Here is a 25,698-nt window from a genome sequence, read left to right on the forward strand (position 1 = left end):
GAAAGCATTCTGTTTTTATTTACCTAAAATTTTTTGAGCGAATTATTTATACTGTGGGCAAACTACCGCAGGACAAATCAATCCAGGGCACTGTGGAAGTCCATCAGTAGGGCAGCATTGGTATGAGCATTTACCACCGATAATGATTCCGCTTCCGGAAACGGTTTTTAATTGTTCTCTTGAAAGTTTGCTGTTACGTAAATTTTTCATGTTGTAATACTTTTATTGGTTTGTTTTAATATTTTTACTCTGTAAATATATAAATTATTATTATACATGACATTCTTTTTTCATTATGCTTAGAAATAACAATCTAAAATACTGATTATGTGATGGTATTTTTAATCTCTGTATAGTGATTTTTTGTCGGTTTTGTAATAAAATAACCTAAGTTTAGGGTGGAAATTTTTGCTCAAATGAGCATGAAGTTAGTAATTGAAAGCGAGAATTAATAAAAGTTATCAACGATGATTCTATCTGTGGTTTCATTTTTTAGAAAATTTAATAATGAGACAGATAGTAATGGTAGGGATAAAAGTAACTTCCAGCCTCAAGCTTCCCACTTCCCACTTTTAATTTCGGCTTTCTTATCCAAGCTCAATCTCAAGTGAAAATAAGATTAGGAACAGTTTTTGGAGTAAATTGCACCTACTATTGATATATTATGTTTGATAAGCAACAAAGAAAACTGAAAAGATCCGCAAGACTGATTTCTGTATTAAGCAAATACGGCTTTAAAGATATGCTTGCAAGAATGAATGGTGGAAATAAACAGGAAGAAGTTTCCGGTAATTCGGATGAGGTTATTTCAAAAGGAACGGTTTATGAAAGGATCAGACTCGCTTTGGAAGAATTGGGACCTACTTTTGTAAAGCTTGGACAAACATTCAGTAACAGAGAAGATCTGTTGCCACCGGAACTGATTCAGGAGCTGCAGAAGTTGCAGGATAAGGTTGAAACGGTAGATATGGATGTAGAAGAAGCTCTGGAAAGTGAGTTTAATATTTCCGTGAAAGATCATTTCCTGGAAATTCAGAAAGAGCCGTTGGCTACTGCCTCTATTGCACAGGTGTATAAAGCCGTATTACTGGATGGAAGTCCTGTTATTTTAAAACTCAGAAAACCTGATGTACAATCTGTAATCGAAGATGATTTATTACTCATCAAGGACATTGAAAAATTAATTTCAGCCTATTCGGAAATTGGAGAGAAGCTTAATCTCAAACAGGCGATTTCTACTTTTGAAAGATCTCTATTAGAAGAAGTTTCTCTGATTAATGAGAAGAATAACATCCAACAATTCAGACTCAATTTTAAGAATAACAAAGAAACCTATGTTCCTAAGGTTTATGATGAATTTTCCAACAATAATATTCTTTGTATGGAATTCATTGATGGGATCAAGGTAACCGATAAATCTGTTCTTTTAGCCAATGATATTGATCCTGTAAAAGTTTCTGAAGCCGGGCTGAGACTTTTTGTTTCTCAGATCCTAGACTATGGATTCTTTCATGCCGATCCACATGCAGGAAATATTTTAGTAAAAAAAGATGGACGAATTGTCTTTATTGATTTTGGAGCAGTAGGAAAGATTCAACCCAACGATAAGGAGATTCTTGAAAATCTTATCGTAAGCTTTGTCGCTAAAAATCCACATAAAATAGTCCGTTATCTCAAAAAAATGGCGGTGAGCTATGAAATTCCTGACGAAAGAAGATTTGAAAACGATGTAGAAGATATTTTGAATTTCGTACACAGTTCTTCATTACAGGAGATCAACGTACAGGTGATTATTAATAAAATGAAGGATATTTTGAAAGATAACAGACTTTATATGCCTGATTATTTTTATCTTTTATTTAAAGGAATTAGCTTGATAGAAGGAGTAGGAAGAAATATAAATCCTGATCTGGATATCGTAAAAAGCCTTCATCCCTACACTAAAAAAATATTTACCAAAAAGATCAATCCGAAAAACCTTTTAAAAACAGGAATGGATCGGATGATGAATTTCACAGACAATGTAGATGAAATCCCAAGAGAACTTCGTTCAGTACTCCAAAAGCTGGATGAAAATAAATTTACAGTCTCCAGTGAGATTAAAAATATAGAAAAGACCAATCAACTGATCAAATCCAGTGTGGTTAATCTGATTTTAGCAATGATTTTAGCAGCAAATATTATCGCGACGTCTATTGTTTTTACATCAGAATCCGGACCGAGAATAGGAGAGTTATCTTTGGTGGCTGTTCTGGGCTTCATTTTTTCAATCATTTTAATATTGATACTTTTGCTGAGAGTAACGAGGAAATAAACGTGTTACGGAATTTGCTTTTTGAATTATATGCCTTTTATATTTCGCACCAAAAATAAAACAATGAAAAAACTAATGATACCTATTATACTTTCCTGCAGTGTATTTGCCATGGCTCAGGAAGGAAATGAAGAGAAGACCCAAGGAGACTTTGATGGAAACGGAACAAAAGAATATGTGTATGTTAAGGTCAGTGATTGCAGTGATGAATGTGATGGGAAATGTGATACTACCGTTTATTTCAGTGATAAAAATATAAAGCCATTCACTATTTCGATGGCTAAAGGCGGTACTTTATACAACCTTGGGGATCTTAACAATGACGGAAAGGATGATATTGGCTTTTATCCCAATTGGTGTACCAGCTGCTGGCATCCGTTTTATACCTATACTTTAAGCAAAACGGGATGGAGACCATTGGTAGACCCTATTTCCACTCATTGTAACCAGTGGGAAGAAGATAAATTCCCTGTTAAAAAAGACCCTAAAAAGACCGGAAATGTTATCATCACTACCAGCGAATGGAAAGATGATGATATTAAAATAAGCAGTAAAAGCGTAAAGGTACATTGAGGCAGGTAAGAGATTAAAATTCAAGGGTAATATGAGTTTTAAAGCAGATGTTTTATACCTTACTTCTTGAAATCTTGTGTCTCTCTTCTTCTTATCCCTTTTCTGTTTTCTAAAACCTGATTTTACATTATAATATTAATACCTATCTTTGCAAAATGGAAAAACTCACTTTTGCAGATTTTGACCTGCCGGTTAAAATTCTTGATGTTTTAGCAGATTTAGAATTATTTGAGCCTACTCCGATTCAGGAAAAAAGTTTGAAGCCTATCCTTTCCGGGAGAGATGTAATGGGAATTGCTCAAACCGGAACCGGAAAAACATTGGCGTATCTTTTACCCGTTCTTAAAACGTGGAAATATAGTAAAACTGGAAATCCAACTGTTTTAGTATTGGTTCCTACAAGAGAATTGGTGGTACAGGTAACGGAAATTCTTGAGAAACTGACTGAAAATATTACTGCAAGAGTAATTGGAATATACGGTGGAAAAAATATCAATACCCAGAAACTATTATTCAATGATGGCTGTGATATTTTAGTAGGCACACCAGGAAGAGTAATGGACCTTTCCATAGATAATGCCATTTCTCTTAAAGAAGTTCAGAAGCTTATCATCGATGAATTTGATGAGATGCTTAACCTGGGGTTCAGACCACAGCTTACCCATATTTTTGAAATGATGAAAGAGAAGAGACAAAATATTCTTTTCTCTGCAACCATGACAGAAGCTGTAGACGGGATGTTGGAAGAATATTTTGCCAGCCCTATAGAAATTTCATTGGCAAAATCAGGAACTCCGCTTGAAAAAATTGAACAGACTGCCTATAAAGTTGAAAATTTCAATACTAAAATTAATCTTCTTGAGCACTTATTGAAGACTAATGCAGACATGTCTAAGGTATTGATTTTTAACAATAATAAAAAACATGCAGACCTTCTTTTTACTAAGATTGATGAGCTTTTCCCTGAACAATTTGATGTTATTCACTCTAATAAATCTCAAAACTACAGGCTTAAGGCGATGAAAAGCTTTGAAAATGAAGAAATCAGAGGTTTAATTACAACCGATGTAATGGCGAGAGGTCTTGATATCTCAAATATTACCCATGTTATCAACTTTGAAACACCTGATATCCCTGAACAGTATATCCACAGAATCGGTAGAACAGGTAGAGCTGATAAAGAGGGTAAAGCAATAACTTTTGTTACCAAAAAGGAAGAACCTTTAATTCTGGATATCGAGCTTTTAATGGATAAGGAATTACAGTTTAATGACTTCCCTGAAGGCGTTAAAATTAATCCGAACAAAATTGCTTCAGAAAAAGATGAAGTAGTGATGAAAAATCCTGCACAGGTAAAACTGAACGATGGAGGAGGAGCATTCCATGAGAAAAAAGTGAAGAATACAAAAGAAAACTGGGGTGGACCTTCAAAAAGAAAAGTACCCAAGAAGTTTGGAGCTAACAGATCACAGCAGAAAGCAATCTCTAAATCGAAGAGAAAGAAATAATAAAAAAAGCGGCAAATCTGCCGCTTTTTTATTTCATATAAGGAGTAATTACCTTAGTCCAGATCTGGTATCCTTCAGGTTTAAAATGAAGCATATCCTCTACAAAAATATCTTTTCTTACATTTCCGTTGGTATCTTCCATTGCTTTGGTTACATCTATGAATTCTGCATTGGGCTGTTTTTTCATAAATGCTTCAATCCTGGCATTGGCTTCTTTAATCTGAGACCAAATTTTCTCTCTGCTGGGAGAGTATTTCATCGAAATATAATCTACTTCAATATTAGGGAATCTTGCACGTACTTTTTTATAAAAGCTTTTGTATCTCTTTACTACTTTTTCTGCTTTCAACTGATGGTTATCAGCAAAATCATTTTCACCGCAATAGATAATGATCTGCTTAGGCTGGTAAGGAGATAAAAGATCATCTGCAAAATAATTAAGATCAGTAAGCCTTGAACCTCCAAAACCTCTGTTGATAATAGTTTTAGTTGGAAAATAATCTGCTACATCAGTCCATTTCGTAAAAGATGAACTGCCTATTAATAAAATAGCGTTTTGGGGAGGTGGACTCTGTTGATCTTGTTTTTTGAATTCCTGGATGTCATGCCAGAACATTGGCTTTTTTTCCTGCGAAAAGGCAATAGTAAAACACAGCAATAGAAATGCTGATAGAATCTTCTTCATTGTATTCAGTTTTAAAATTTGAGATAAAAGTAATAAAAAACTCCCGATGTACGGGAGTTTAAGTTTTATCTTTTATAAGTAATGTAGGTGACATCTATAATCTTGTCTCCGTTTTTATCATAATTCCCAACCAGTTGTGTGAGTCTAAGCTCGGTTTGGGTAAGCATATCAACTCTGAAGCTCATATTGTCAGCCTCATCTCCTTCTCCTTTAAGTTGGATATTCAGGGCTTTAGAATCGGCATCATAAGTATAATTTCCTTCATTTTTAGCAGCAAAGTGGCAGTTCGTTCCTGCTGCATCACCATCATATGCCGTATAACTTACATAATTGTCAGTTCTGAAGAAAAGTGTATTTTTCGCGGTGCATCCTTCCGGAGTTGTAGTTTCAAGCACAGTTTTATTATCTTTTCCTGAAATAATTTCTGTCTTTACTTCTTTCCAATCCCCTTTCATAATATCCATTTCATAGGCGGTAAGGTTATCATCATCACAGGAAGTAAACGCCAGAGCTGAAAAGGCAAATAAAAGTAGCTGTTTTTTCATTTTTACAAATTTAAGAATATGCTAAAATATAAATAAATTTGAAATATATATGATGAAATGATCTTTTTTTAAACGAATGTTTACAAATAAGTCAATTTTTGAAAGGCTGTTTGAGATTTTAAATAGATATGGATCTAAAAAGGAATATTTGTCTTAAGATAAAAGATAAAAGATAAAAGATAAAAGATCTTGTCATTAAACAACTATTATCCATTAGGATACCAATATGAATAAAGGGTGGGCTCCCTTTGAAGGATTATAACCCACCCTAAAATATATCAACGAATCCATTGGTTCTAGCCAAAACTTAAAGTAGAAACCTTTAAACCTTGAATCCTCTAATAGCTCATCTCTACAATCTTGGAAGCATCCTGAGGAGTTAGTTTTTTATACTCTCCAAGTCCCAGCCAGTTTCTATCTGTAAAGGCTTTCTCCACTCTTTCAGCTGTACCATTATAGTCTTCCGTGTAATCTGAAAGTTTGGTTTTGATATGCAGACTGTGGAAGAATTCTTCAAGTTTTTTAATTCCCAGTTCCGCTTTTTCTTCAATGCTTCCTTCTTTAATTCCCCAAACTCTTTCCGCATACTGAGCCAGTTTCCCTTTTTTATCTTCAAAATTATAACGGTAGTGAGAAGGGGCAATGATAGCTAGTGTTCTGGCATGGTCAATACCGAAGTAAGCGGTTAGTTCATGACCCATAGCATGTACAGCCCAGTCTGTAATAACGCCTTTCTGAATTAGTCCGTTTAATGCCATTGTACAGCACCACATAAAGTTTCCGGCAGCATCATAATTGAAATCATCAGCCAATACTTTTGGAGCTGTTTCCTGAAGACTAATCAAGATACTTTCTGCAATTCTTTCCTGAAGATCAGCAGAAGAAGGAGCCGTCATATATTGTTCCAATACATGGGTGTACGCATCTGTAATTCCGTTAACGATCTGGTTTTTTGGGATAGACTTGATGACTTCAGGATCTAACACAGAAAACTTAGGGAAAAGTCCCGGGCCGCCGGAAGATAATTTTTCATTGGTTTCTCTTCTGGAAATAACATATCCTGAGTTCATTTCCGAACCGGTTGCCGGAAGTGTCAGAATACTCCCAAATGGCATTCCTTCCCCTTCAAAAGTTCTCACCTGTTTCCTCAGAATATCCCAAGGTTCACCATTATAATTGGCTGCTGCAGAGATAAACTTAGTTCCGTCAATCACAGATCCACCCCCTACGGCAAGAAGATAATTGATATTATTTTCCTTAATAAAGCTAATGGCATTAATTAAAACTTCATATTCAGGATTGGCAGGAACTCCACCGAATTCATAGAGTTCATGATCTTTTAAAGCCTCTTTTACCTGGTCATAAACACCATTATTTTTAATACTTCCACCACCGTAGATCATTAATATTTTGGCATCTTGAGGGATTTCTTTGGAAATTTTAGCGATTTCTCCCTTTCCGAAAAGTATTTTGGTTGGATTTTTAAACTCGAAATTAAGCATTGTTCTAAATTTATTTTACTCAAATTTACGGAATGAAAAAGGAAAATTAAGTTAATGAAAGTTTAAAATTGCTATTACAGAATTTCATAAAAGCTATTAAAAGCTGATCTCCCAACCTGTCTCCATGGATAATTAATTGACTGTCTTTATTTAGACTCACAGGAAAGATAACTTTTGGCTCTTTTAATAAAGTTTTCTTTATCCTTTTTAATATCTTCCAGCAGTTTCTTTCTCTCTTCAGGAATCGTTAGATATTTGTCACCCCATAGATTGATTTCAACAATAATCGGAACCAGATCAATTCCTTTTTCTGTAAGATGGTATAAGATCTTTAATTTGTTTTCAGGATGGTTCTTTTTATCAATAATTCCATTTTCCAATAGATTCTGAAGCCTTGTCGCCAGAATATTGGACGCAATTTTTTCATCAGCTTTTTGAAGCTCACCATAAGTACATTGCTTTTTAAGCATCAGATCACGGATGATTAATAACGACCATTTATCACCCCATATTTCCAGAGAGCAACTGATAGGACAGTCTGACCTTTTTTTACTCATTTTTTTAATTTAAAAAAATATTACTTGCAAATTGAAAGTGTTTATCTTAATTTTGCTTTTGTTTTGCAAGTAAATTTAATCATAAATAATTAATAAATCAAATGGAAAACTATGATATTGCCGTGATTGGCTCAGGACCCGGAGGATATGTAGCAGCGGTAAGAAGCGCACAATTAGGCTATAAAACAGTAATTATCGAAAAATATGAAACATTGGGCGGAACCTGTACCAATGTAGGCTGTATTCCAACAAAAGCTTTGCTGGACAGCACGCATCATTATGCAGAAGCTCATCATAAGTTGAAAGAACATGGAGTTAAGCTTGATAAGGTAGAACTTGATTTTATCCAGATGTATAAAAGGAAATCTGAAGTAGTAGCTAAGAACACCAGCGGACTCGATTTCTTAATGAGTAAAAATAAAATTACCCGTCTGAGAGGTACAGCGGGTTTTATCAGTAATACCACCATACAAGTGGTTAATGAAACGGAGTCTAAAGAAATTACCGCCAAAAATTATATCATTGCAACAGGTTCAAAACCATCCACTATTCCGGGAGTGGAAATTGATAAAAAGAGAATAATTACTTCTACAGAAGCCTTAACTCTGAAAGAAAAACCGAAATCTATGATTATCATTGGCGGAGGTGTAATTGGAGTGGAAATGGCCTCCATCTTTAACCGTATCGGAACTCAGGTCATCATTCTTGAATATGCAGACCATCTTATTGCGGCTATGGATCATGAATTAGGGAAAAATCTTCAGAAAATTCTAAAAAGGGAAGGAGTTGATATCCGTTTAGGACAATCAGTGTATAAAACGGAAAGCTCAGATGCTGGAGCTAAGGTCTTTTTTAAAGATAAAAATGGAACGGAAAATGAATTGGAAGTCGATTACATTCTGGTTGCAGTAGGAAGAAGTCCTTATGTAAAAGGATTGGGGTTAGAAAATACAGATGTACAATTAGATAAACGTGGGTTTATTCAAGTTGATAAAAGTAACCGAACTTCCGTTTCTAATATCTATGCCATTGGAGATGTGATTGGCGGAGCAATGCTTGCTCATAAAGCGGAAGAAGAAGGCGTTTTGGTTGCGGAGACCATTAACGGACAACAACATCATATCCATTATGATCGTATTCCTTCCGTTGTATATACCTGGCCGGAAGTAGCATCCGTTGGGTATACTGAAGAATATCTCAAAAAGAATAATATAGCTTACAATGTGGGTAAGTTCCCGTTTTCAGCCAGTGCAAGGGCGAGAGCTTCCATGGATACTGATGGGTTTGCGAAAGTTTTAGTTGATCCGAAATATGGAGAAGTCCTGGGAGTGCATATTATCGGAGCAAGAGCTGCAGATCTGATTGCACAAGGAGTCATTGCACAGGAATATGAAGTGACAGCAGAAGATATGTTCCGTATTTCCTATGCGCATCCTACTTATTCAGAGACACTGAAAGAGGCTTATCTGATGGCATCAGGACAAGGAGCAATTAACATCTGATACTGAACCATAAAAGCTTTATCTAAGATAGATTGTTTACCGTTAAATATCCTTTTCAATTGCCACGAATGTACTAATAATGTAACTCGTGTATTCGTGGCAAAAAATAATGGGTATTCTATTGAAATTTTATAGCCTGGTGCATTTCAGATACTATAAAGTGGTACAATCCTCACTTTTTGAATAGACTCCGTTGCTTTTGGCTTCCAGTTTGCCGGTCTTACTATTAATCTTAATTAAAAATGATTCCTTAGTCACAGGGCAGCCTTTAGACTGTAAAGCATATAAGGAAATAGAATGGTCTTCAATTTTATAAGAACCTGTAAAACGATTTTGAGTATCGATGGAGTAGCCATAAGTTTTAGCCAGTAAAATAGCTTCGGGAAGATTATCAACCGTTCCGATAAAATCCCTTAATTGCTGTTCATTGGAAAAATAAACAGATCTTTCTTTTCTACATGCCAAAATATAGGAAAAACAGTTATTTCCAATGCATTTCTGAAAAAAACCTTTTTCCGGAACCGGCTCATTAATCGTCATAAAATCTGGAGCCTGACTTTCATAGATCACGGCTTTGTCAGGATCAGGATCATTGGTGAGGACTCTCCAATAAGCGTATTCTTTATTGGGAATGACGAATGGATACAGATATTCAGGAGTGTCCAGAATATCAGGGATTTTTTTATAATCATCAGGAACCTTGATCTGTGCAGAAAGCAGATTGGAAACGATCAGGGAAAGTGTGATGATAATTTTCATAAAGAAAGGTGTTTTCAGAGCAAATTTACGAAAATAACTGATGTTGCTTAGTCCATCAGGAAGATTATAAAAACTTCATAGGGTATCCTGTCTTAATATTTCCATTGATAATTTTCTTCAGTCTGGATTCAATCATTCTTCTTGTCAGCGGTTTTAAATGATCGATATATAAAACTCCCTGCGTATGGTCATGTTCATGTTGGATGATTCTTGCTGTTAATCCGGTGAAGGTTTTGGTATGTTTGATGAAATTCTGATCGAGATATTCAATGGTAATTCCCCATGGTCTTTTCACCTTTTGAGACAGACCGGGAATACTTAGGCAGCCTTCATAATCTTCCCAGGTTTCTTCAGAAGAATCAATAATCTTAGTATTAATAAAGGTTCCTCTGATCCCTTTATTATTCTTTTCAAAATAGAGAAGCTGACTTTCAGTATCAAGGTTTTCAAAAGTAATTTGACTGTCAACAATAAAAAGTTGCAAAGGCTTATTAATTTGAGGAGAGGCAAGTCCACATCCGTTAGAATTTTCCATGGTTTCCCACATATTGATAATGAGGTCCTGTATTTCCTGGCTGTTTTCACTAATCTGCATGCATTTTTGTTTTAAAATGCGGTTCCCATAGGCTATAATAGGTAAATTCATTGAAATTATTTTCTGCAAAGTTCAGCTGAAGAGAACAGATATACAATGAACCTATGTTAATTAATCTGCCTGCGGATTCTGCTTAAAGCTTGTGGAGTAATTCCGATATAAGAAGCAATATATTTCAGGGGAACACGCTGTAATAGCTCAGGTTGCTCAGTAAATAATTTTAAATAACGTTCTTTTGCAGTAAATTTCAATAAAGAAAGTTCTCTTTTGCTCTTGGCAAGAAACAGTTTCTCAGATGCAAAACGTCCTAAATGATTTCCTACATTCGTCTGGCTGTAAATTTTCTGTAAGTCGTTATATGAGATTTGCCATACTACGGTCTCGGTTAATGCCTGCATCTCATATTCAGAGGGAGTTTGGGTAAGAAAAGAATCATAGGCACAGGTGAATTCCTTTTCAAAACTAAAGCTGAAAGTATAACCATGTTCATCATCAGGAATATAAAACCTTACCAGTCCGGATTCTATGAAAGACAGATAGTTTTCCGTATCGCCCTGCTGGGTAATGATATCGTTTTTAGCATACACTTTTCTGCGGAAATATCCTGCGATAAATTCCCACTCAGATTCCTGTAGCTTTACGATTTGCTCATAATATTCTCTCATGTAACCCATATTCGAAAATTTTAATGTAATCTCTTATTCAAGAATAAATCAAAGGGCAAAGTTACGAAATGTTTAATTGAGGATATCGATAGGAATGATGTATGGAGCGCCTAACTTTTTATGTTAAAACAGGATATAATCCCCCTTATTATTTTTATTTTTCAGGTTACAATAAAGTTTTTATTTTTTGTCATTTATCAATTCAACTAATTCCAAAATCACTTACATTTGTTATTATGAGACACGACCAACGCGCAGAAAAATTCAGGCAGATCGTGGAAAATAAATTCCAGATCTACAATTCATTATTTATGAGCCTGCCTTATGATAAAATGACTAATATTGGGATGCTGCTTCCTTTTCTTTATGAGGAAAGCAAAACCGGCTACGAAGGCGGCAAAACACCCGAAGAAATTGTTGAAGAATTCTTTAAAAACCATACCGATCTTCAGACTGAAGAACAGAAACTTGAACTGCTTTTTAAAATCATCCAGTATATAGAAAGACAGGTGGTTTTATTTGATAGTATCGAAGATGCAGCGTTTCCGAATCTGCATTCAGAAAGTGATGGCGGAACTGTTACCAATCTCTTTGAACGTTCCTTCCAGGATCATAAAATTGAAAAAGTACGGGAAAAGCTAAAGGATTTCAGTGTGAAGGTAGTGTTTACAGCTCACCCCACTCAGTTTTACCCAAGTTCAGTACAGAGAATTATCCAGGATCTCAGAGGAGCCATTACAAGTGATTCTGTTACCCAGATTGATACCCTTTTACAGCAGTTAGGAAAAACCCCTTTTGTAAACAAAGAAAAACCAACTCCTATTGACGAGGCTTTGAGTATTATTTCCTACCTGAGATATGTGTATTACGATACAATCGGTGAGTTATTTACCAAGATTAAAAAAACTTTTGGAAATGGAAATTTTCATCTGCATGAAGATATTATCCAGCTTGGCTTCTGGCCGGGAGGAGATCGTGACGGAAACCCCTTTGTAACAGCAGATGTTACCAAAAGAGTAGCAGAGGAGCTTCGTTCAGCCATTCTGAAATCTTATTACAGTCACTTGAAATTCATCAGAAGAAGGTTAAGCTTCAGAGGAGTTTCAGAAGTACTGACAGCGTTGAGTGAGGAATTGTATGCTGCTATTTTTGACGGTAAAACCATCACAGCCGAAGATATTTTAAAGAAAACCGACGAGGCTGAAAAAATATTAGTGAATGAGCATAATGCACTGTTTTTAGATCTTTTGGTTAATTTCAGGGATCGTGTGAAGATTTTCGGAACTCATTTTGCGACATTGGATATCCGCCAGGACAGCAGAATTCACCAGAAAGTAATTGATGAGGTTTTTGCAAAAGTTTATGGAAGTGAAGAAGCGGATTACGAACAGAAATTCAATAAGCTGATTAAGGTTTCAGGCCCTGTAAATGCAAATGATTTTGAAGACATTGTAAAAGATACATTGTTAACAGTGTCTCAGGTCTCTGAAATTCAGAATTTAAATGGGTTGAGAGGAATGAACCGCTATATCATCTCCAATTCCGATGCGGTGAAAGATGTAATGAACGTTTATGCTTTCTTTAAGATCTGTGGATATCAGGATGAAGACATCAATATGGATATTGTACCGCTTTTTGAAACCATGGAAGGGCTTGATAATGCAGAACATGTGATGAATGAGCTGTATCAGAATCCTGTTTATAAAAAACATCTTGAAAGAAGAGGAAACCAACAAACTATTATGTTGGGCTTCTCTGATGGAACTAAGGATGGTGGTTATTTAAAAGCCAACTGGGAAATTTATAAGGCTAAAGAAGTGCTGACAAAACTTTCAGAACAAAATAATATCAAAGTTGTGTTTTTCGATGGTAGAGGCGGACCTCCTGCAAGAGGTGGTGGCAAAACCCACGATTTTTATGCTTCCCAGGGAAAAACGATTGCCAATAATAAAATTGAGCTTACCATTCAGGGACAAACAATTACAAGTATCTTTGGAAATAAAGAACAGGCAAAATACAATTTTGAACAGCTTTTGACAGCCGGAGTAGAAAATGATGTATTTAAAAATGCTAAAAAAGACCTTACAGATAAAGAAAGAGCTTTAATTATTGAACTGGCAAATATCAGTTATCAGAAATATTCAGATTTGAAGGCGCATCCAATGTTTGTTCCTTATTTACAGGAAATGAGTACCCTGGAATATTATGGTAAAACCAATATCGGAAGCCGTCCATCCAAAAGAGGAAACGGAAATGAACTGAAGTTTGAAGACTTAAGAGCCATCCCGTTTGTAGGGTCATGGTCGCAATTGAAGCAGAACGTTCCTGGATTTTTTGGGTTTGGCTACGCAATGCAGCAGATGAAGGAGCAGGGTAGATTTGAAGAAGTAAGAGAATTGTATAAAGGATCAGACTTCTTTAAAACCTTAGTGCTGAACTCCATGATGAGTATGAACAAGTCTTATTTCCCATTGACTTACTACATTAAAAAGAATCCTAAGTTTGGAGCCTTCTGGAATATTCTTTTCAGTGAATATGAACTTTCAAGAGATATCATGCTGGAGCTTACCGGGTTCAAAATGCTTCAGGAAGAAGACCCGTTATCCAGAAAATCTGTAAAAATCCGTGAAAAAATTGTTCTCCCATTGCTAAGTATTCAGCAATATGCACTGATGAAAATTCAGAAAGGAGAGGGAAATAAAGAAGCCTATGAAAAATTAGTGACAAGATCATTATTCGGAAATATTAATGCGAGCAGGAATTCAGCTTAAAAGAAATAAACTCATAGATAACTTGAATAAAAAGTGGCAGCCTCATTTGAGGCTGCCACTTTTTATTCTTTAATGAACTTTTCATAGTAAACTTTATCTTTTGAGAGGATTTTGAGGTAATATACTCCTTTTGCAAAATCATCAATCTTTACAGATTTTTGATGGTCTACTTTTCTTATCAGCCTTCCCAGATTATCGTAAATTTCCAGTGAGTTGATCTCGTTTTCTGAAGCAATATTCAGGATATTTTTAACAGGGTTAGGAAACAGAGCAAATTTTTCTTTTTTAACAACTTCAGACGTATTTAATACACTGTTATATAGGCTTCCGAAATTAAGAATACCATATCCCATCTGATCTGTATGGTTAGGATATAATGAAGCTGTTTGTCTTAGTTTGGATTTAAGCTGGTCTCTGTTCATGATAGGAAATGCCTGAAGAAGACAGGCAACTCCACCAGCGGCAATGGGAGTAGCAAGGGAAGTTCCGTTAGTTGAATAGGTGGTATTCCCTAAAACCGTTGCTGTCGCAGTTCCCCGTGTACTTCCGTCCGGTTTAACAACTCCAAGTGAGTTAGGACCATAAGATGAAAAAGTAGAAGAATTCCCTGAAGAATCTACAGCGCCAATGGTAAACACTTTAGCATTGTCTGAAGGGGTAAGAAGATAATGCCAAGAACCAGTTCCGGAATTTCCTGCGGCAGCAAGAACAAAAATCCCTTTTTCTGCAGCAATTCCTGCTCCTCTTGCAATAAAAGAGGTGTTTCCGTTCAGGTTAGCATAAGTGTAATTGTATATTGGATTATCAAAAACATTATATCCAAGTGATGTGGTGATGATTTCTACGCCTTTTCTGTCTGCTTCTTCAGCTGCTTCAATCCAATAGAGTTCTTCTTCCGGAATTTCAGCCGTTGTATTTTCACTGCGGTACAGATAAAAATCTGCATCAGGAGCTGAACCTACAAATACATTTTCGAGATAGCCACCTATAACACCTAAAACGGTTGTTCCATGGGCATTCAGAGAAGGGTTGTAAATGTCAGTAGATTTAGTGACAAAGTCATAACCTCCTTTTATTTTGTTATTATTTCGTAATCTTAGAAAAGCATCTCCGGTATTTACGGTAGGAAATCCGGTGTCAATAACGGCAATAGAAACTCCGGTTCCGGTATAGCCGGCCAGATGAAGAGGTCTAATATTGCTTTGGTCTATCTGCGCTGTACCAGTACCATATTCAAAAGTGGTAAGAATCTTTTGAGTATTTGTAGGCATTTTCCATTTATTGACAGGTGCTGGCTGTACGGTAGGAGCTCCGTTTCGGGCAAAACTTTCTACAGACAAAACAAAAGGCTGTGTTTGTAAAAGAGTAATTTGAGCAGGAGTTGCATTTACCGCAGCTCCATTAAGCCATTTAGAATAATCGGTGACAGTAAATCCCAGATTCTGAAGATTTTGTATATAGGATTGTTCTATAGGAGCATCCTGGTCATTAAGCGATATCCCTAATGTAGTTCGTCTGTCAAGTGATTTTTGACTAAGCTCAGAAAGAGGATTGGCAAAAAATGCAGCTTTATTAGGCTTATCCTTAAAAAACACAAAAACAAGCTGAGTTTGTGCAAAGGTATAGGAGTAACCTGTTAGGAAACAAAAGAGTAAAATTTTTTTCATATAAATTTTTGTATAAAGATAAAAACAAAATCAATAAAATTTTTGATAGGATTTTAAAATCCTTATTTTTACAGAAATAATTTATTTATGAAAAAAATTCAGATGGTTGACTTGCAAAGTCAGTATTACAAAATAAAGAATGATGTAGACAATGCAGTTTTAAATGTAATGGATTCCGCAGCTTTTATCAACGGTCCTGAAGTAAAGTCTTTCCAGAATGAATTGGAGTCTTATTTAGACGTAAAACATGTTATTCCATGTGCTAATGGAACTGATGCATTACAGATTGCTCTTATGGCGTTGGATTTGAAGGAGGGAGACGAAATCATTACTGCTGATTTCACTTTTGCTGCAACAGTAGAGGTGATTCATCTGCTTAAATTGAAGTCTGTTTTGGTAGATGTTGACTATGATACATTTACAATTTCAACAGAAGCTTTAAGAAAAGCAATTACACCAAAAACAAAGGCTATTATTCCTGTACATTTATTCGGACAGTGTGCGAACATGGAAGAAATCCTTAAAATTGCTGAAGAGCATAATTTATACGTAATTGAAGACAATGCACAGGCAATTGGTGCAGAATATACATTCTCTGACGGAACTACAAAATATGCCGGAACAATGGCAACCGTAGGAACAACCTCTTTCTTCCCTTCCAAAAACCTTGGATGCTATGGGGACGGAGGTGCTATTTTTACCAACAATGACGAGCTGGCACACCGCTTAAGAGGAATTGTAAACCATGGAATGTACGAAAGATATTATCATGATGAGGTTGGAGTAAATTCTCGTTTGGATAGTATTCAGGCTGCAGTGTTAAGAAAAAAATTACCACACCTGGATTCATACAATGAGGCGAGAAGAAAAGCAGCTGATTATTATGATGAGGCATTCGCTGGTAATGAACATATTTTAACTCCACAGAGATCTGAGAGTTCTACTCACGTATTCCACCAGTATACACTGAGAATTCTGAACGGTAAGAGAAATGAACTTCAGAAGTTCCTTACAGAAAAGGAAATTCCTGCAATGATCTACTATCCGGTAGCATTAAGAAAGCAAAAAGCGTATTTCCAGGAGAGCAACGCTGCTGATTTTGTGAATACAGATAAGCTTTTGGATCAGGTAATCTCTTTACCAATGCATACGGAATTAGACGAAGAACAGTTGAAGTATATTACAGACGCTGTACTTGAATTTATGAAATAATGAAAAAAAAGATTTTTCAATATGGATTAGTGTATTGGCTGGCTATTTTGATCAATGGAATAATATCGTTCTTTTATCTTGCCTATTCCTATTCCATATTGATAAGTCCTGAGATTGATCCTAAGGATATCATTCCTCTAATATTAATTGTTTTGATAGGAGTATTTTCTCCCATTCCGCTGTATTTTTTAATAAGGAAACACAGACTTGCAGTTTTAACTTATTCAATACTATTAATATTAGTTATTACAAACTTTTTAGGTTCGGTACTTTGGATTGTTATATCTGAAGGAAAAACCAAGGATGGTTTGCCTCAGTCAGATTATCTTTTATCACTTGGGATATACCTGCTGATTTTCGGATTATGGCTTATCATTGTCAGAAAATATAGGTTTAAAGGAATGAAAACTGATCTTGAAATAGAAAATATAGGAAAACACGAAGATTAAAAAATGGCGATACTTGTTACAGGAGGACTTGGATATATTGGTTCTCATACCGTTGTAGAACTGCTTAATAATGGCTTTGAAGTTGTTATTGTAGACGATCTGTCCAATTCGGAAAGGTTTATTTTAAATAATATTGAGGAAATTACAGGTAAGAAGCCTGTTTTTTATCCTTTTGATCTGAAGCGTAAAGAACTTCTTGCTCAGGTTTTTGATGCCCATACCATTGATGGCTGTATTAATTTTGCAGCTTTTAAAGCGGTAGGAGAGAGCCAGGTAAAACCTGTAGATTATTATGAAAATAATTTATTTTCTCTTATTAATATCCTACAGGAGTTTAAAGAAAGAGAAATCTCAAACTTTATTTTCAGCTCTTCATGTACTGTATACGGACAGGCAGAGGTAATGCCGATTGATGAAAATACGCCATTAAAAATGCCTGAAAGCGTTTATGGGAAGACCAAGCAAATGGGTGAGGAGATCCTTATCGATTTTGCTAAGGCATATAATCGTAAAATCTCTTTGTTAAGATATTTTAACCCAATTGGTGCACATCCGTCTGCAAAACTTGGAGAGTTGCCAATAGGAATCCCTAATAACCTTGTTCCTTATGTAATGCAAACTGCTGCAGGAGTTCGTGAGAAACTAAGTATCTGGGGAGATGATTATCCAACCGAAGATGGAACAGCTGTTCGTGATTATATCTATGTTGTAGACCTGGCTAAGGCTCACGTAGCAGCCTTGAAAAAACTCATAGAAGACCAATCTGGTGAAGCTGTGATTGATACTTATAACCTGGGAACAGGAAGAGGATCATCCGTTTTGGAAGTGGTGAAAGCATTTGAAAAAGCTAATAACGTAGAAGTTTCTTACCAGATCTGTGATAGGAGAGAAGGTGATATTACAATTGCTTATGCAGATCCTTCCAAAGCAGAAAGAGAGCTTGGCTGGAAGTCTGGCACATCTTTAGAAGAGTCTTTAAAGACCGTTTGGGAATGGCAAGAATATCTCAATTCGAGAAACTAAATTCATAAATTCAATCATTATGGCTTGGAATCCTGAAGTATATGACCAATTTAAAGAAGAGCGTTCAGCGCCTTTTTTTGATCTGTTAAAGCTTGTAGAATCAAGAACGGGAATATCTGTTATAGATCTGGGATGCGGAACCGGAGAGCTTACCTCAAAACTTTTAGATTATTTGGAAGATTCAAAGGTTTTAGGAATAGATTCTTCTGAAGAAATGCTTCAAAAGGCAGCTCAGTTCAAAACAAGCAGGTTGACCTTTGAAAAAAGAAGTATTGAAGAGCAGCTTCATTTGGGAGATACTTATGATTTGATAATTTCCAATGCTGCCATCCAATGGTGCAGTAACCATAAAGAACTTTTTCCCAGAATTATCAGTAAAATTAAAGAAGGTGGACAATTAGCAGTACAGATTCCCTCTAATCACGAATATGTGGTACATCAGCTCCTTAGAAAAGTGGCAGGTACAGAACCTTTTAAAAGTGCTTATAATGGATGGGAAAGAGAATATGCTGTTTTGACAATTGAAGAATATGCCCGGATATTATTTGAGAATAAAGGAAAGGAGATTACTGTATTTGAGAAAGTATTCCCTCATGTTCTTGAAGATGCACAAGCAGTATTTATCTGGGCTTCCGGAACAGCGATGCTTCCTTATATAGAAAAGCTTCCTGATGAAATGAAAGAAGAATTTAAAAACAATTATAAACAACAATTACAAAATATCTTCCCTGAATCACCGGTCTTTTATCCTTTTAAAAGAACATTTATTTCGGCGAAGTTTTAATTTTAACATTAATATGAAGACACAAAGAATAGGTATTACATTTTCCTCATTTGATTTATTACATGCAGGACATATCAAAATGCTTGAAGAAGCAAAAACAGTGTGCGATTATCTGATTGTTGGACTGCAGATTGACCCATCTCACGACAGACCAAATAAAAACAAGCCAAGCCAGACAATTGTGGAGCGCTATATTCAGCTAAAAGCTGTAAATGCAGTAGATGAAATTATTCCTTACTACACAGAAGAAGATTTGTTGGATATTTTAAAATCTTTTGTAATTGATATAAGAATCATTGGTGATGATTATATAGACAGAGATTTTACAGGTAAGCAATACTGTGAAGAAAAAGGAATTGAGATCTTTTACAACAAAAGAGATCATAGGTTTTCCACCAGCGACTTAAGAAAAAGAATCTACGAAGCTGAAAAAGAAAAAGCTGAAAGAACTGAAACTGTAAAATAAAAAGAATAAAAAACCCGAAATTTAAATTTCGGGTTTTTTTTGTATTACATTGGACCGCCGCCCTGTTCGTCATCTCCTTTAGTATTGGAGTTAATATCTTTTTTAATCTTTGGTTTGGCATCAACCTTTTCACCCTGCTTAAATTTGTAAGTGAAAGACAGTGCGAATTGTCTCGGCTGCCACTGCATCTCCATTTCTCTGGTAAACTGAGCGTTATCAGAGAAGTTTTTCATCTTTCTTGTATTAAATATATCTCTGATATTGAATCCGATAATTCCATTTCCTTTCCAGATCGTCTGGCTTATCCCTAAATCTACACCATACATCGCTTTACGATTGTTCATAGCTGTTTTCTCTGCAGCTCTGTAGAAACTTTGAATTTGTAAGCTTAGGGTCTTTGTAGGCTTGAAGGTATTGTTAAAACGTAGTCTATAAGAGAAACCGGTACCTGAGAAGTCATTTAAGGTTTTTGGATTATCAGGGAATAAGTTATAGCTTCCAGTATTTTTATACCCGTAAAGGTCGGCAGAAAGCATTATTTTCCACCAGTTGAATGGATCATAAGTTCCATTCAGATCCAAACCGTAATTAGTTTCTGTACCTACGTTGAAAGGAATTGTATTCACTGCACCTGTCTGATCTATATACTGATATCTGTTTTGCTCGTCTTCAGACTTTCTGAAATATAAAGTAGGATTGAAAGTAATCTTTTTATTAGAAAGGTTATATCCTAGCTCGAAAGAGTTTTCGTAGGTTGGGTTTAAGTTGGGATTTCCTCTGAAATAGTTTCTGTCATCATCAAAAGACATAAAAGGAATCAAAGAAAAAGCTCTCGGACGGTTGATTCTTCTTGAATAATTTAACAAGATCTGATTGTTCTTAGCCAGATCATAGCTTAAAAATACAGATGGGAAAAACTTAGTATAGTTTTTATTGACTTCCGGAGTATTTGCCGGATTTCCATTTAAATCATAATTTTGAAAGTTAACATCAATTTTTGAAGTTTCACTTCTTAATCCTAGCTGATAAGCAAATTTTTCTCCGATTTTACTTTTAAACTGTGCATAAACACCCAAAATCTTTTCAGAATATACTGTGTTACTTGTGAAATCATACCTAGTATATGCAGGCTGCCCGTTATCACTTTGATCTACAAAATAATTGTAGGTATTTCTGTTATAATCATAACGCGCTCCAGATTCTAATTTAGACTTTTCTCCTATCGGAAGTTCATAATCTATTTTTCCGATGAATGTATCAGTTTTAGAATCTGTGATTACATTATTAATAACGCCGTTTGGTTGTAAAATATTTTGAACGAATGTTCTTTGAACAATTTGGTTAGCTCCATCTGTTTTGTTCGTCTGGTAACTTGCAGATGCTGATAATAATTGTCCGTTATCTCCAATTTTCTGATCAATTCCAAAGTCTAACTGAGTAGCCAGGTTTTTATTGTTTCCATAGCTGTTTCTATCTCTTAAAACATTAATTACACCAGAAGAAGAGCTAGTGTATAGTCTTTCGTTATAAGCATTAAGCCCTGTTTGGTCAGTATCAAAGCTTCTGATCATTCCGGAGAAGTTGATGGAAGTCTTATCGCTGAAATCATGGGTAAAACCTGCTGTAACATTGTAAGTGTCACTTTCTCTTGTCGTTTTACCATTTTGTTGAGAATACTGTGTAAAAGGGAACGCATCAGAAGACAAACTACTGATGTCATCCTTTCTCGTAGTGGTATTCTTCATGGTGCTTTCGTTTTTCTGATAGCCGCCACCACCATTCAGGAACCATGTCCAGTTACCTTTTCTCCAATTAAGATTGGCATTTAGATTGGTTCTTGGAAGGTAACCTAGCGTCCCGGTTATAGTACCATTGAAGCCCATCTTTTTATCCTTTTTAAGAATAATATTCAGAATACCTGCTGTTCCACTTGCTTCAAATTTGGAAGAAGGGTTGGTGATTACCTCAATTCTTTCTATCTGATCAGCCGGAATACTTTGCAGAGCATTGGCTCCATCATCTATTCCAAGAAGAGAAGATGGCTTTCCGTTAATCAAAAATTTTACGTTGGAATTTCCTCTCATAGAAACCGTTCCGTCCGTATCTACAGAAACTGAAGGCACATTGGTTAAAACATCCTGAAGGTTTCCTCCTTTACTTACAATATCCTGTGAAGGATCATAAGTTTTTTTGTCAAGTTCTACTTTATAAGCTTTGGTTGATGAAGCTGTGATAACAACGCCCTGTATTTCATTGGTTTTGCCGTCAATAGTAGAAGTAGTTTCTGCCTCAATAGATAATGCTCCGATATTACCTGCTGCTGCAATATTTTTGCTGACAACATTTTTTTTGTAATCAATAGCCTCTACGGTAATGTCATAACTTCCGGGAGTAAGCTGTAATTTATATTGTCCTTTTTCATCCGTCAATACAGCATCGCTTAATGATTTGTTAGCTTTATTACTAAAGGTTACAGAGGCATAGGGTACCGGCTGGTTCTTCTTATTGACAATGGTTCCTGAAACATCAGCCTTCTCCTGGGCAAAAGCCATAGCAGCAGCCGAGAGTACTAAAGTAAGTCCTAGTGTTTTTCTGGTAAAAATATTGACAATTTCTGTCTTATTCTTCATAGGTTATTTTTTTGTATAAAATCGTGAAAGGATAACCCTTAACATTTTGAAAATTAATATTTATTTGATTTTCAAAATGTTATGATTTATTTATTGTTTTTTTGATCTATAAAATATGGGTGTCCGCTAAGCCTATTTTATGTTTTTTGAATTCAGCCAATCCTGATAAGCTTTTGCATTTACAGCATGCTCTTCCGCACTTGCCGTAAACTTATGGTATCCAAATCTTGCAGGATCTGCACACATAAATATATAATTATTATTTTCTGCATTTAAAACCGCATCTACTGAGTTTTTATCCACCACACAAATTGGTCCCGGAGGAATTCCTGCATTAGCGTAGGTATTATATGGAGATGGAGTAGACAGATGTTTATATAATACTCTTTTAATTGATTCTTTAAAGTTCGTCTGCTTATTGATTGCATAAATTACAGTTGGGTCAGACTGAAGTTTCATTCCTTTTCTGTAACGGTTTAAATATAAACCGGCAATGGTTTTCATTTCATCCTTTTTTCCTCCCGATTCTTTATATACAATGGATGCAAGGGCATAAATTTGTTCTCTTGAAAGCCCTAATTGCTGTTCTTTATTTTTTCTTTCACTGGTCCAGAACTCATTGTACTGATCTTCAAATTTTGCAAAAAATTCTCTTGGGCTTACAGTCCAGAAAAAATTATAAGTATCAATGAAGAAATATTTCTTTAGATCTTCAATGTCTTTATATCCTTTTTGTTGTGCCACCAGATCCAGATCATGTACAAAATGAAGAGAATCCAATTCTGTTTTTTTGGTAACCTTTCCAATCATCTGGTACATATCTCCAAAATCTCCGATTCTGAATGAATTTGCTGTTTGGTTACCAGCTTTAATCATATTAACAAGGTCTGTATTTCCTTTTCCACTTTGGATATGATAACGTCCTGCTTTAAAATTAGCAGCAAGGCCTTTATCTTTAGCTACCACTTCAAAAGATTCACGGTCTTTGATGTAGGGAGCAATAGAATCCATGATCTGATTAAAGTTTGCCTTATGAGGGATCAAAACATAACCGTCCTTTTCTACATTGTTTCCAAAATATTTATTATAAAATCTCAATCCAAAAAATCCTGCTACTACAAAAACAAGCAGAATGATAATGAGAATAGCTTTTTTCATTCCTAATATTATTGATTAAAAGTTTTTGATTTTAAAGAAGCTCTACCTTACCTTTAAAAACTTGCTTTGCAGGACCTTCCAGCCAGATGTTACAGAAAGAATCACCACTTTTTTCAGCATATACCTTAAGATTTCCACCTAAAGTTTTAACTTTTACAGAAGTTAGATTGTCTTTTTGAAGAAAAGTTAAAGCAGAAGCCGTAACTCCTGTTCCACAACTGTAAGTTTCATCCTCAACGCCTCGTTCATAGGTTCTTACAAAAATCTCATTGTCCGAAATTTTTTCTACAAAGTTGACATTAATCCCTTTTTCTTTATAATTTTCCGAATTTCTAATGGCATGCCCTTGGGTATAAACGTCATAATCGGCAATATTTTCTACATATTGTACGTAATGAGGAGAGCCGGTATTTAGAACAGCATCATTTCCATCATGTGAAATGGTGTCTACATCAATCATTTTTAGTTTAATGATCCCGTTGTGAATTTCTGCTTCATGTTCACCATCTATGGCAATAAACTTACATCTATCTTCAAAAACGTCAAGGAAAAAAGCAAAAGCTACAAGACATCTTCCGCCATTTCCACACATGGTGCTTTCTCCGCCATCAGAATTATAGTATACCATTTTAAAATCATAACCAGGATCGTTTTCCAGAAGGATAAGCCCGTCGGCACCTATTCCGAAACGTCTGTCACATAGTTTTTCAATGGTGTTTTTGTCTTTAGGAAACTGAAGGTCACGGTTATCTACCATTACAAAATCATTTCCCGTTCCCTGATATTTATAAAATTCCATATTGTTTTTTGTCTAAATGAAGAAACAAAATTAATATATTAAAACGAAAAACGAACAGTGTTAACTGTTCGTTTTCTTATTTATAATTGTTATTTATAATCATTTTATCTAAAGCCACCGCTGCTTTGTTGTCTGACTGAACCTGAGTTTGAATTGGAGTTAGAACTCGAGCTTGGGCTGCTGCTGGAACCACTTCTGAATCCACCATTTGATGATGATTCAACTCTTCCGGTGTTTGTGTTTCCTGAACTTCTGAACCCACCAGAGTTTGTTCCTCTGTTTTCAAAGGTGTTGTTCTGATTTCTGAACCCGCCGTTGCTTTGGTTATTCTGATTTCCCTGATAACCGTTGTTTGAGTTTCTGAACCCACCACTGCTGGTATTTTTAGAATTTCGGTCATTGTTATTATATCTTCCGTTATTATATGAATCACCATTATTACGGAAGCCATTATTAGGTCTCTGTGAAGTAACTGTAGTTTTTCTTTCTACATATACTTTTCTTCTGGAGTTATTATAAGTGTCATAATAGTAAGGAATACCATTATCATAGTAGTAATTAACGTTGTTTCTATAATAATAGCCGTCATTACCATAATATCCGCCACTACCATAATATCCGGAAGGGGCATAGTAATAACCATTGTTATAATATGGGTCACCATAACCATTACTGCCATAACCATCTGTATAGGCAAGGCAAGATGTTAAAGTGCTTATAGCAAAGATACTAACTGCTATTTTTAATAAATTTTTCATAACTTTATTGTACTTTTTTTTCTTTAAAACTTTTTTTCCAACTAAGGTATCCTAGGATAGCCATTATAGTAAATACCAAATATTGAACCGAAGTGATACCAAGACCCTTAAAAATCATCATAGGAATGCAAATAATATCTCCGATAATCCAGAAAATCCAGTTTTCAATGCGCTGTTTGGCCATAAACCACATTCCTACTAAAAATATTGAAGTGGTAAAAACATCCATCCAATTGGCCCAATCCAAATGATATAATCCGAAGTTGGTACCTTCCATTGAAAAATGATTGTCAATATAAGGTTTATAATAATAAATAAGAGTAACCAGTCCCAGACTTAAAATAAAAAGAATAATGGCGTAGTTCCATTCCTTTTGAGTAGCCCAGGTAACATCTACATGGATACGATCTTCAGAATTTTTGGCCCACAAAATCCAGCCATAGACGCTCATTATCGTATAGTATACATTAATCAGGCAATCTCCCAGTAACCCGAAATTGAAAAGAATATATACATAGATCAGGGTTGAAATAATGCCGGTAGGGTATACCCATATATTTTTTTTAATGGAAAAATATACGCTCAAAGTTCCGAAAATAGCACCTGACGCTTCCAGCATAATCTGTAAAGAATCGTAGCTTTCATAAGGTTTTACAAAAAGATCATATAAATTCATGCGATCAAAAATAAGCAAAAATATGGACTTTTTAAAATGGATTAAATAATGTGTTGTTCAGGTTTTTAAAGGCTTTAATGTAAAATAAATGATGAAAGTT

The 25,698-nt window shown here is 35.3% G+C and carries 24 protein-coding genes; 10 read left to right on the forward strand and 14 right to left on the reverse strand.

Annotated elements, in window-relative coordinates:
* Nucleotides 1-42: 42 nt before the first annotated feature.
* Nucleotides 43-210: a hypothetical protein gene (locus tag J2772_RS06490; RefSeq protein ID WP_209914639.1), complete on the reverse strand. Its 168-nt coding sequence runs from the start codon at nucleotides 208-210 to the stop codon at nucleotides 43-45.
* 454 nt (nucleotides 211-664) lie between these two features.
* Between J2772_RS06490 and J2772_RS06495 the strand changes: the two genes are divergently transcribed.
* The 3 genes from J2772_RS06495 to J2772_RS06505 all read left to right on the forward strand — a co-directional run bounded on the left by J2772_RS06495 (nucleotide 665) and on the right by J2772_RS06505 (nucleotide 4,395).
* Nucleotides 665-2,314: an ABC1 kinase family protein gene (locus J2772_RS06495; protein ID WP_209914642.1), complete on the forward strand. Its 1,650-nt coding sequence runs from the start codon at nucleotides 665-667 to the stop codon at nucleotides 2,312-2,314.
* 63 nt (nucleotides 2,315-2,377) lie between these two features.
* A complete protein-coding gene (locus tag J2772_RS06500) occupies nucleotides 2,378-2,887 on the forward strand; it encodes a hypothetical protein (RefSeq protein ID WP_245365157.1) in 510 nt (169 codons plus the stop codon).
* 155 nt (nucleotides 2,888-3,042) lie between these two features.
* Nucleotides 3,043-4,395 (forward strand): DEAD/DEAH box helicase, encoded by a 1,353-nt coding sequence (locus tag J2772_RS06505; RefSeq protein ID WP_209914645.1) that lies wholly within the window; start codon nucleotides 3,043-3,045, stop codon nucleotides 4,393-4,395.
* A gap of 28 nt (nucleotides 4,396-4,423) precedes the next feature.
* Here J2772_RS06505 and J2772_RS06510 read toward each other — a convergent pair whose 3' ends face one another.
* The 4 genes from J2772_RS06510 to J2772_RS06525 form a co-directional block, all read right to left on the reverse strand.
* The gene (locus J2772_RS06510; RefSeq protein ID WP_209914648.1) at nucleotides 4,424-5,080 is read right to left on the reverse strand and encodes a GDSL-type esterase/lipase family protein; all 657 of its coding nucleotides are present in this window, start codon (nucleotides 5,078-5,080) and stop codon (nucleotides 4,424-4,426) included.
* A 65-nt stretch (nucleotides 5,081-5,145) separates the two neighbouring features.
* Nucleotides 5,146-5,625 (reverse strand): lipocalin family protein, encoded by a 480-nt coding sequence (locus tag J2772_RS06515; RefSeq protein ID WP_209914651.1) that lies wholly within the window; start codon nucleotides 5,623-5,625, stop codon nucleotides 5,146-5,148.
* Nucleotides 5,626-5,963: 338 nt separating this feature from the next.
* A complete protein-coding gene (locus tag J2772_RS06520) occupies nucleotides 5,964-7,127 on the reverse strand; it encodes an iron-containing alcohol dehydrogenase (RefSeq protein ID WP_209914653.1) in 1,164 nt (387 codons plus the stop codon).
* 146 nt (nucleotides 7,128-7,273) lie between these two features.
* Nucleotides 7,274-7,684 (reverse strand): winged helix-turn-helix transcriptional regulator, encoded by a 411-nt coding sequence (locus J2772_RS06525; RefSeq protein WP_209914656.1) that lies wholly within the window; start codon nucleotides 7,682-7,684, stop codon nucleotides 7,274-7,276.
* 101 nt (nucleotides 7,685-7,785) lie between these two features.
* Between J2772_RS06525 and lpdA the strand changes: the two genes are divergently transcribed.
* Nucleotides 7,786-9,186 carry a dihydrolipoyl dehydrogenase gene (lpdA, locus tag J2772_RS06530; RefSeq protein ID WP_209914660.1) on the forward strand — a complete coding sequence of 467 codons (1,401 nt, stop codon included), beginning with the start codon at nucleotides 7,786-7,788 and terminating at the stop codon, nucleotides 9,184-9,186.
* Nucleotides 9,187-9,339: 153 nt separating this feature from the next.
* Here lpdA and J2772_RS06535 read toward each other — a convergent pair whose 3' ends face one another.
* The 3 genes from J2772_RS06535 to J2772_RS06545 all read right to left on the reverse strand — a co-directional run bounded on the left by J2772_RS06535 (nucleotide 9,340) and on the right by J2772_RS06545 (nucleotide 11,214).
* Nucleotides 9,340-9,945, reverse strand: a complete 606-nt coding sequence (locus J2772_RS06535; protein WP_209914663.1) for a hypothetical protein — start codon at nucleotides 9,943-9,945, stop codon at nucleotides 9,340-9,342.
* Between the two features lie 64 nt (nucleotides 9,946-10,009).
* A complete protein-coding gene (def, locus tag J2772_RS06540; RefSeq protein ID WP_209914666.1) occupies nucleotides 10,010-10,591 on the reverse strand; it encodes a peptide deformylase in 582 nt (193 codons plus the stop codon).
* Between the two features lie 56 nt (nucleotides 10,592-10,647).
* Nucleotides 10,648-11,214, reverse strand: coding sequence for a Crp/Fnr family transcriptional regulator (locus J2772_RS06545; RefSeq protein WP_209914668.1), 567 nt, complete (start codon nucleotides 11,212-11,214; stop codon nucleotides 10,648-10,650).
* Nucleotides 11,215-11,441: 227 nt separating this feature from the next.
* On the opposite strand from J2772_RS06545, the gene J2772_RS06550 reads away from it, so the two are divergent.
* Nucleotides 11,442-13,976 (forward strand): phosphoenolpyruvate carboxylase, encoded by a 2,535-nt coding sequence (locus tag J2772_RS06550; RefSeq protein ID WP_209914671.1) that lies wholly within the window; start codon nucleotides 11,442-11,444, stop codon nucleotides 13,974-13,976.
* A gap of 62 nt (nucleotides 13,977-14,038) precedes the next feature.
* Here the strand turns inward: J2772_RS06550 and J2772_RS06555 are convergent, their stop codons facing one another.
* A complete protein-coding gene (locus J2772_RS06555; RefSeq protein ID WP_209914675.1) occupies nucleotides 14,039-15,643 on the reverse strand; it encodes a S8 family peptidase in 1,605 nt (534 codons plus the stop codon).
* Nucleotides 15,644-15,730: 87 nt separating this feature from the next.
* Between J2772_RS06555 and J2772_RS06560 the strand changes: the two genes are divergently transcribed.
* From J2772_RS06560 to J2772_RS06580, 5 genes are read left to right on the forward strand one after another with little or no spacing between them, the layout of a single operon-like run.
* Nucleotides 15,731-16,855, forward strand: coding sequence for a DegT/DnrJ/EryC1/StrS family aminotransferase (locus J2772_RS06560; RefSeq protein ID WP_209914678.1), 1,125 nt, complete (start codon nucleotides 15,731-15,733; stop codon nucleotides 16,853-16,855).
* Nucleotides 16,855-17,304 (forward strand): hypothetical protein, encoded by a 450-nt coding sequence (locus J2772_RS06565; RefSeq protein WP_209914680.1) that lies wholly within the window; start codon nucleotides 16,855-16,857, stop codon nucleotides 17,302-17,304. The genes J2772_RS06560 and J2772_RS06565 overlap by 1 nt, the downstream gene beginning before the upstream one ends.
* A 3-nt stretch (nucleotides 17,305-17,307) precedes the next feature.
* On the forward strand, nucleotides 17,308-18,327 hold the full coding sequence (gene galE, locus J2772_RS06570) for a UDP-glucose 4-epimerase GalE (protein ID WP_209914683.1): 1,020 nt from the start codon (nucleotides 17,308-17,310) through the stop codon (nucleotides 18,325-18,327).
* 19 nt (nucleotides 18,328-18,346) lie between these two features.
* The gene (locus J2772_RS06575; protein ID WP_209914686.1) at nucleotides 18,347-19,111 is read left to right on the forward strand and encodes a methyltransferase domain-containing protein; all 765 of its coding nucleotides are present in this window, start codon (nucleotides 18,347-18,349) and stop codon (nucleotides 19,109-19,111) included.
* A gap of 13 nt (nucleotides 19,112-19,124) precedes the next feature.
* Nucleotides 19,125-19,577 (forward strand): adenylyltransferase/cytidyltransferase family protein, encoded by a 453-nt coding sequence (locus J2772_RS06580; protein ID WP_209914688.1) that lies wholly within the window; start codon nucleotides 19,125-19,127, stop codon nucleotides 19,575-19,577.
* 44 nt (nucleotides 19,578-19,621) lie between these two features.
* Here J2772_RS06580 and J2772_RS06585 read toward each other — a convergent pair whose 3' ends face one another.
* The 5 genes from J2772_RS06585 to pnuC all read right to left on the reverse strand — a co-directional run bounded on the left by J2772_RS06585 (nucleotide 19,622) and on the right by pnuC (nucleotide 25,598).
* Nucleotides 19,622-22,207, reverse strand: a complete 2,586-nt coding sequence (locus tag J2772_RS06585) for a TonB-dependent receptor domain-containing protein (RefSeq protein ID WP_209914691.1) — start codon at nucleotides 22,205-22,207, stop codon at nucleotides 19,622-19,624.
* 132 nt (nucleotides 22,208-22,339) lie between these two features.
* On the reverse strand, nucleotides 22,340-23,365 hold the full coding sequence (gene mltG, locus J2772_RS06590) for an endolytic transglycosylase MltG (RefSeq protein ID WP_209914695.1): 1,026 nt from the start codon (nucleotides 23,363-23,365) through the stop codon (nucleotides 22,340-22,342).
* Nucleotides 23,366-23,396: 31 nt separating this feature from the next.
* Complete coding sequence (gene dapF, locus J2772_RS06595) at nucleotides 23,397-24,164, reverse strand: diaminopimelate epimerase (protein WP_209914696.1); 768 nt, start codon at nucleotides 24,162-24,164, stop codon at nucleotides 23,397-23,399.
* A gap of 104 nt (nucleotides 24,165-24,268) precedes the next feature.
* Nucleotides 24,269-24,922, reverse strand: a complete 654-nt coding sequence (locus J2772_RS06600; protein ID WP_209914699.1) for a hypothetical protein — start codon at nucleotides 24,920-24,922, stop codon at nucleotides 24,269-24,271.
* Between the two features lie 4 nt (nucleotides 24,923-24,926).
* Nucleotides 24,927-25,598, reverse strand: a complete 672-nt coding sequence (pnuC, locus tag J2772_RS06605; protein ID WP_209914702.1) for a nicotinamide riboside transporter PnuC — start codon at nucleotides 25,596-25,598, stop codon at nucleotides 24,927-24,929.
* Nucleotides 25,599-25,698 lie beyond the last annotated feature (100 nt).

Origin of the sequence: Chryseobacterium jejuense, assembly GCF_017877355.1 — a bacterium.
Taxonomy (GTDB): Bacteria; Bacteroidota; Bacteroidia; order Flavobacteriales; family Weeksellaceae; genus Chryseobacterium; species Chryseobacterium jejuense_A.

What these genes read in the sequence shown, in the direction of transcription:
- pnuC (WP_209914702.1), bottom strand. Translation starts at nt 25,598, where the DNA reads ATGAATTTATATGATCTTTTTGTAAAACCTTATGAAAGCTACGATTCT.
- J2772_RS06500 (WP_245365157.1), top strand. Translation starts at nt 2,378, where the DNA reads ATGAAAAAACTAATGATACCTATTATACTTTCCTGCAGTGTATTTGCC.
- J2772_RS06545 (WP_209914668.1), bottom strand. Translation starts at nt 11,214, where the DNA reads ATGGGTTACATGAGAGAATATTATGAGCAAATCGTAAAGCTACAGGAA.
- J2772_RS06520 (WP_209914653.1), bottom strand. Translation starts at nt 7,127, where the DNA reads ATGCTTAATTTCGAGTTTAAAAATCCAACCAAAATACTTTTCGGAAAG.
- J2772_RS06505 (WP_209914645.1), top strand. Translation starts at nt 3,043, where the DNA reads ATGGAAAAACTCACTTTTGCAGATTTTGACCTGCCGGTTAAAATTCTT.
- J2772_RS06555 (WP_209914675.1), bottom strand. Translation starts at nt 15,643, where the DNA reads ATGAAAAAAATTTTACTCTTTTGTTTCCTAACAGGTTACTCCTATACC.
- def (WP_209914666.1), bottom strand. Translation starts at nt 10,591, where the DNA reads ATGAATTTACCTATTATAGCCTATGGGAACCGCATTTTAAAACAAAAA.
- J2772_RS06600 (WP_209914699.1), bottom strand. Translation starts at nt 24,922, where the DNA reads ATGAAAAATTTATTAAAAATAGCAGTTAGTATCTTTGCTATAAGCACT.
- lpdA (WP_209914660.1), top strand. Translation starts at nt 7,786, where the DNA reads ATGGAAAACTATGATATTGCCGTGATTGGCTCAGGACCCGGAGGATAT.
- J2772_RS06490 (WP_209914639.1), bottom strand. Translation starts at nt 210, where the DNA reads ATGAAAAATTTACGTAACAGCAAACTTTCAAGAGAACAATTAAAAACC.
- J2772_RS06585 (WP_209914691.1), bottom strand. Translation starts at nt 22,207, where the DNA reads ATGAAGAATAAGACAGAAATTGTCAATATTTTTACCAGAAAAACACTA.
- J2772_RS06525 (WP_209914656.1), bottom strand. Translation starts at nt 7,684, where the DNA reads ATGAGTAAAAAAAGGTCAGACTGTCCTATCAGTTGCTCTCTGGAAATA.
- J2772_RS06550 (WP_209914671.1), top strand. Translation starts at nt 11,442, where the DNA reads ATGAGACACGACCAACGCGCAGAAAAATTCAGGCAGATCGTGGAAAAT.
- J2772_RS06535 (WP_209914663.1), bottom strand. Translation starts at nt 9,945, where the DNA reads ATGAAAATTATCATCACACTTTCCCTGATCGTTTCCAATCTGCTTTCT.
- mltG (WP_209914695.1), bottom strand. Translation starts at nt 23,365, where the DNA reads ATGAAAAAAGCTATTCTCATTATCATTCTGCTTGTTTTTGTAGTAGCA.
- J2772_RS06510 (WP_209914648.1), bottom strand. Translation starts at nt 5,080, where the DNA reads ATGAAGAAGATTCTATCAGCATTTCTATTGCTGTGTTTTACTATTGCC.
- J2772_RS06580 (WP_209914688.1), top strand. Translation starts at nt 19,125, where the DNA reads ATGAAGACACAAAGAATAGGTATTACATTTTCCTCATTTGATTTATTA.
- J2772_RS06565 (WP_209914680.1), top strand. Translation starts at nt 16,855, where the DNA reads ATGAAAAAAAAGATTTTTCAATATGGATTAGTGTATTGGCTGGCTATT.
- J2772_RS06495 (WP_209914642.1), top strand. Translation starts at nt 665, where the DNA reads ATGTTTGATAAGCAACAAAGAAAACTGAAAAGATCCGCAAGACTGATT.
- J2772_RS06560 (WP_209914678.1), top strand. Translation starts at nt 15,731, where the DNA reads ATGAAAAAAATTCAGATGGTTGACTTGCAAAGTCAGTATTACAAAATA.
- galE (WP_209914683.1), top strand. Translation starts at nt 17,308, where the DNA reads ATGGCGATACTTGTTACAGGAGGACTTGGATATATTGGTTCTCATACC.
- J2772_RS06515 (WP_209914651.1), bottom strand. Translation starts at nt 5,625, where the DNA reads ATGAAAAAACAGCTACTTTTATTTGCCTTTTCAGCTCTGGCGTTTACT.
- dapF (WP_209914696.1), bottom strand. Translation starts at nt 24,164, where the DNA reads ATGGAATTTTATAAATATCAGGGAACGGGAAATGATTTTGTAATGGTA.
- J2772_RS06575 (WP_209914686.1), top strand. Translation starts at nt 18,347, where the DNA reads ATGGCTTGGAATCCTGAAGTATATGACCAATTTAAAGAAGAGCGTTCA.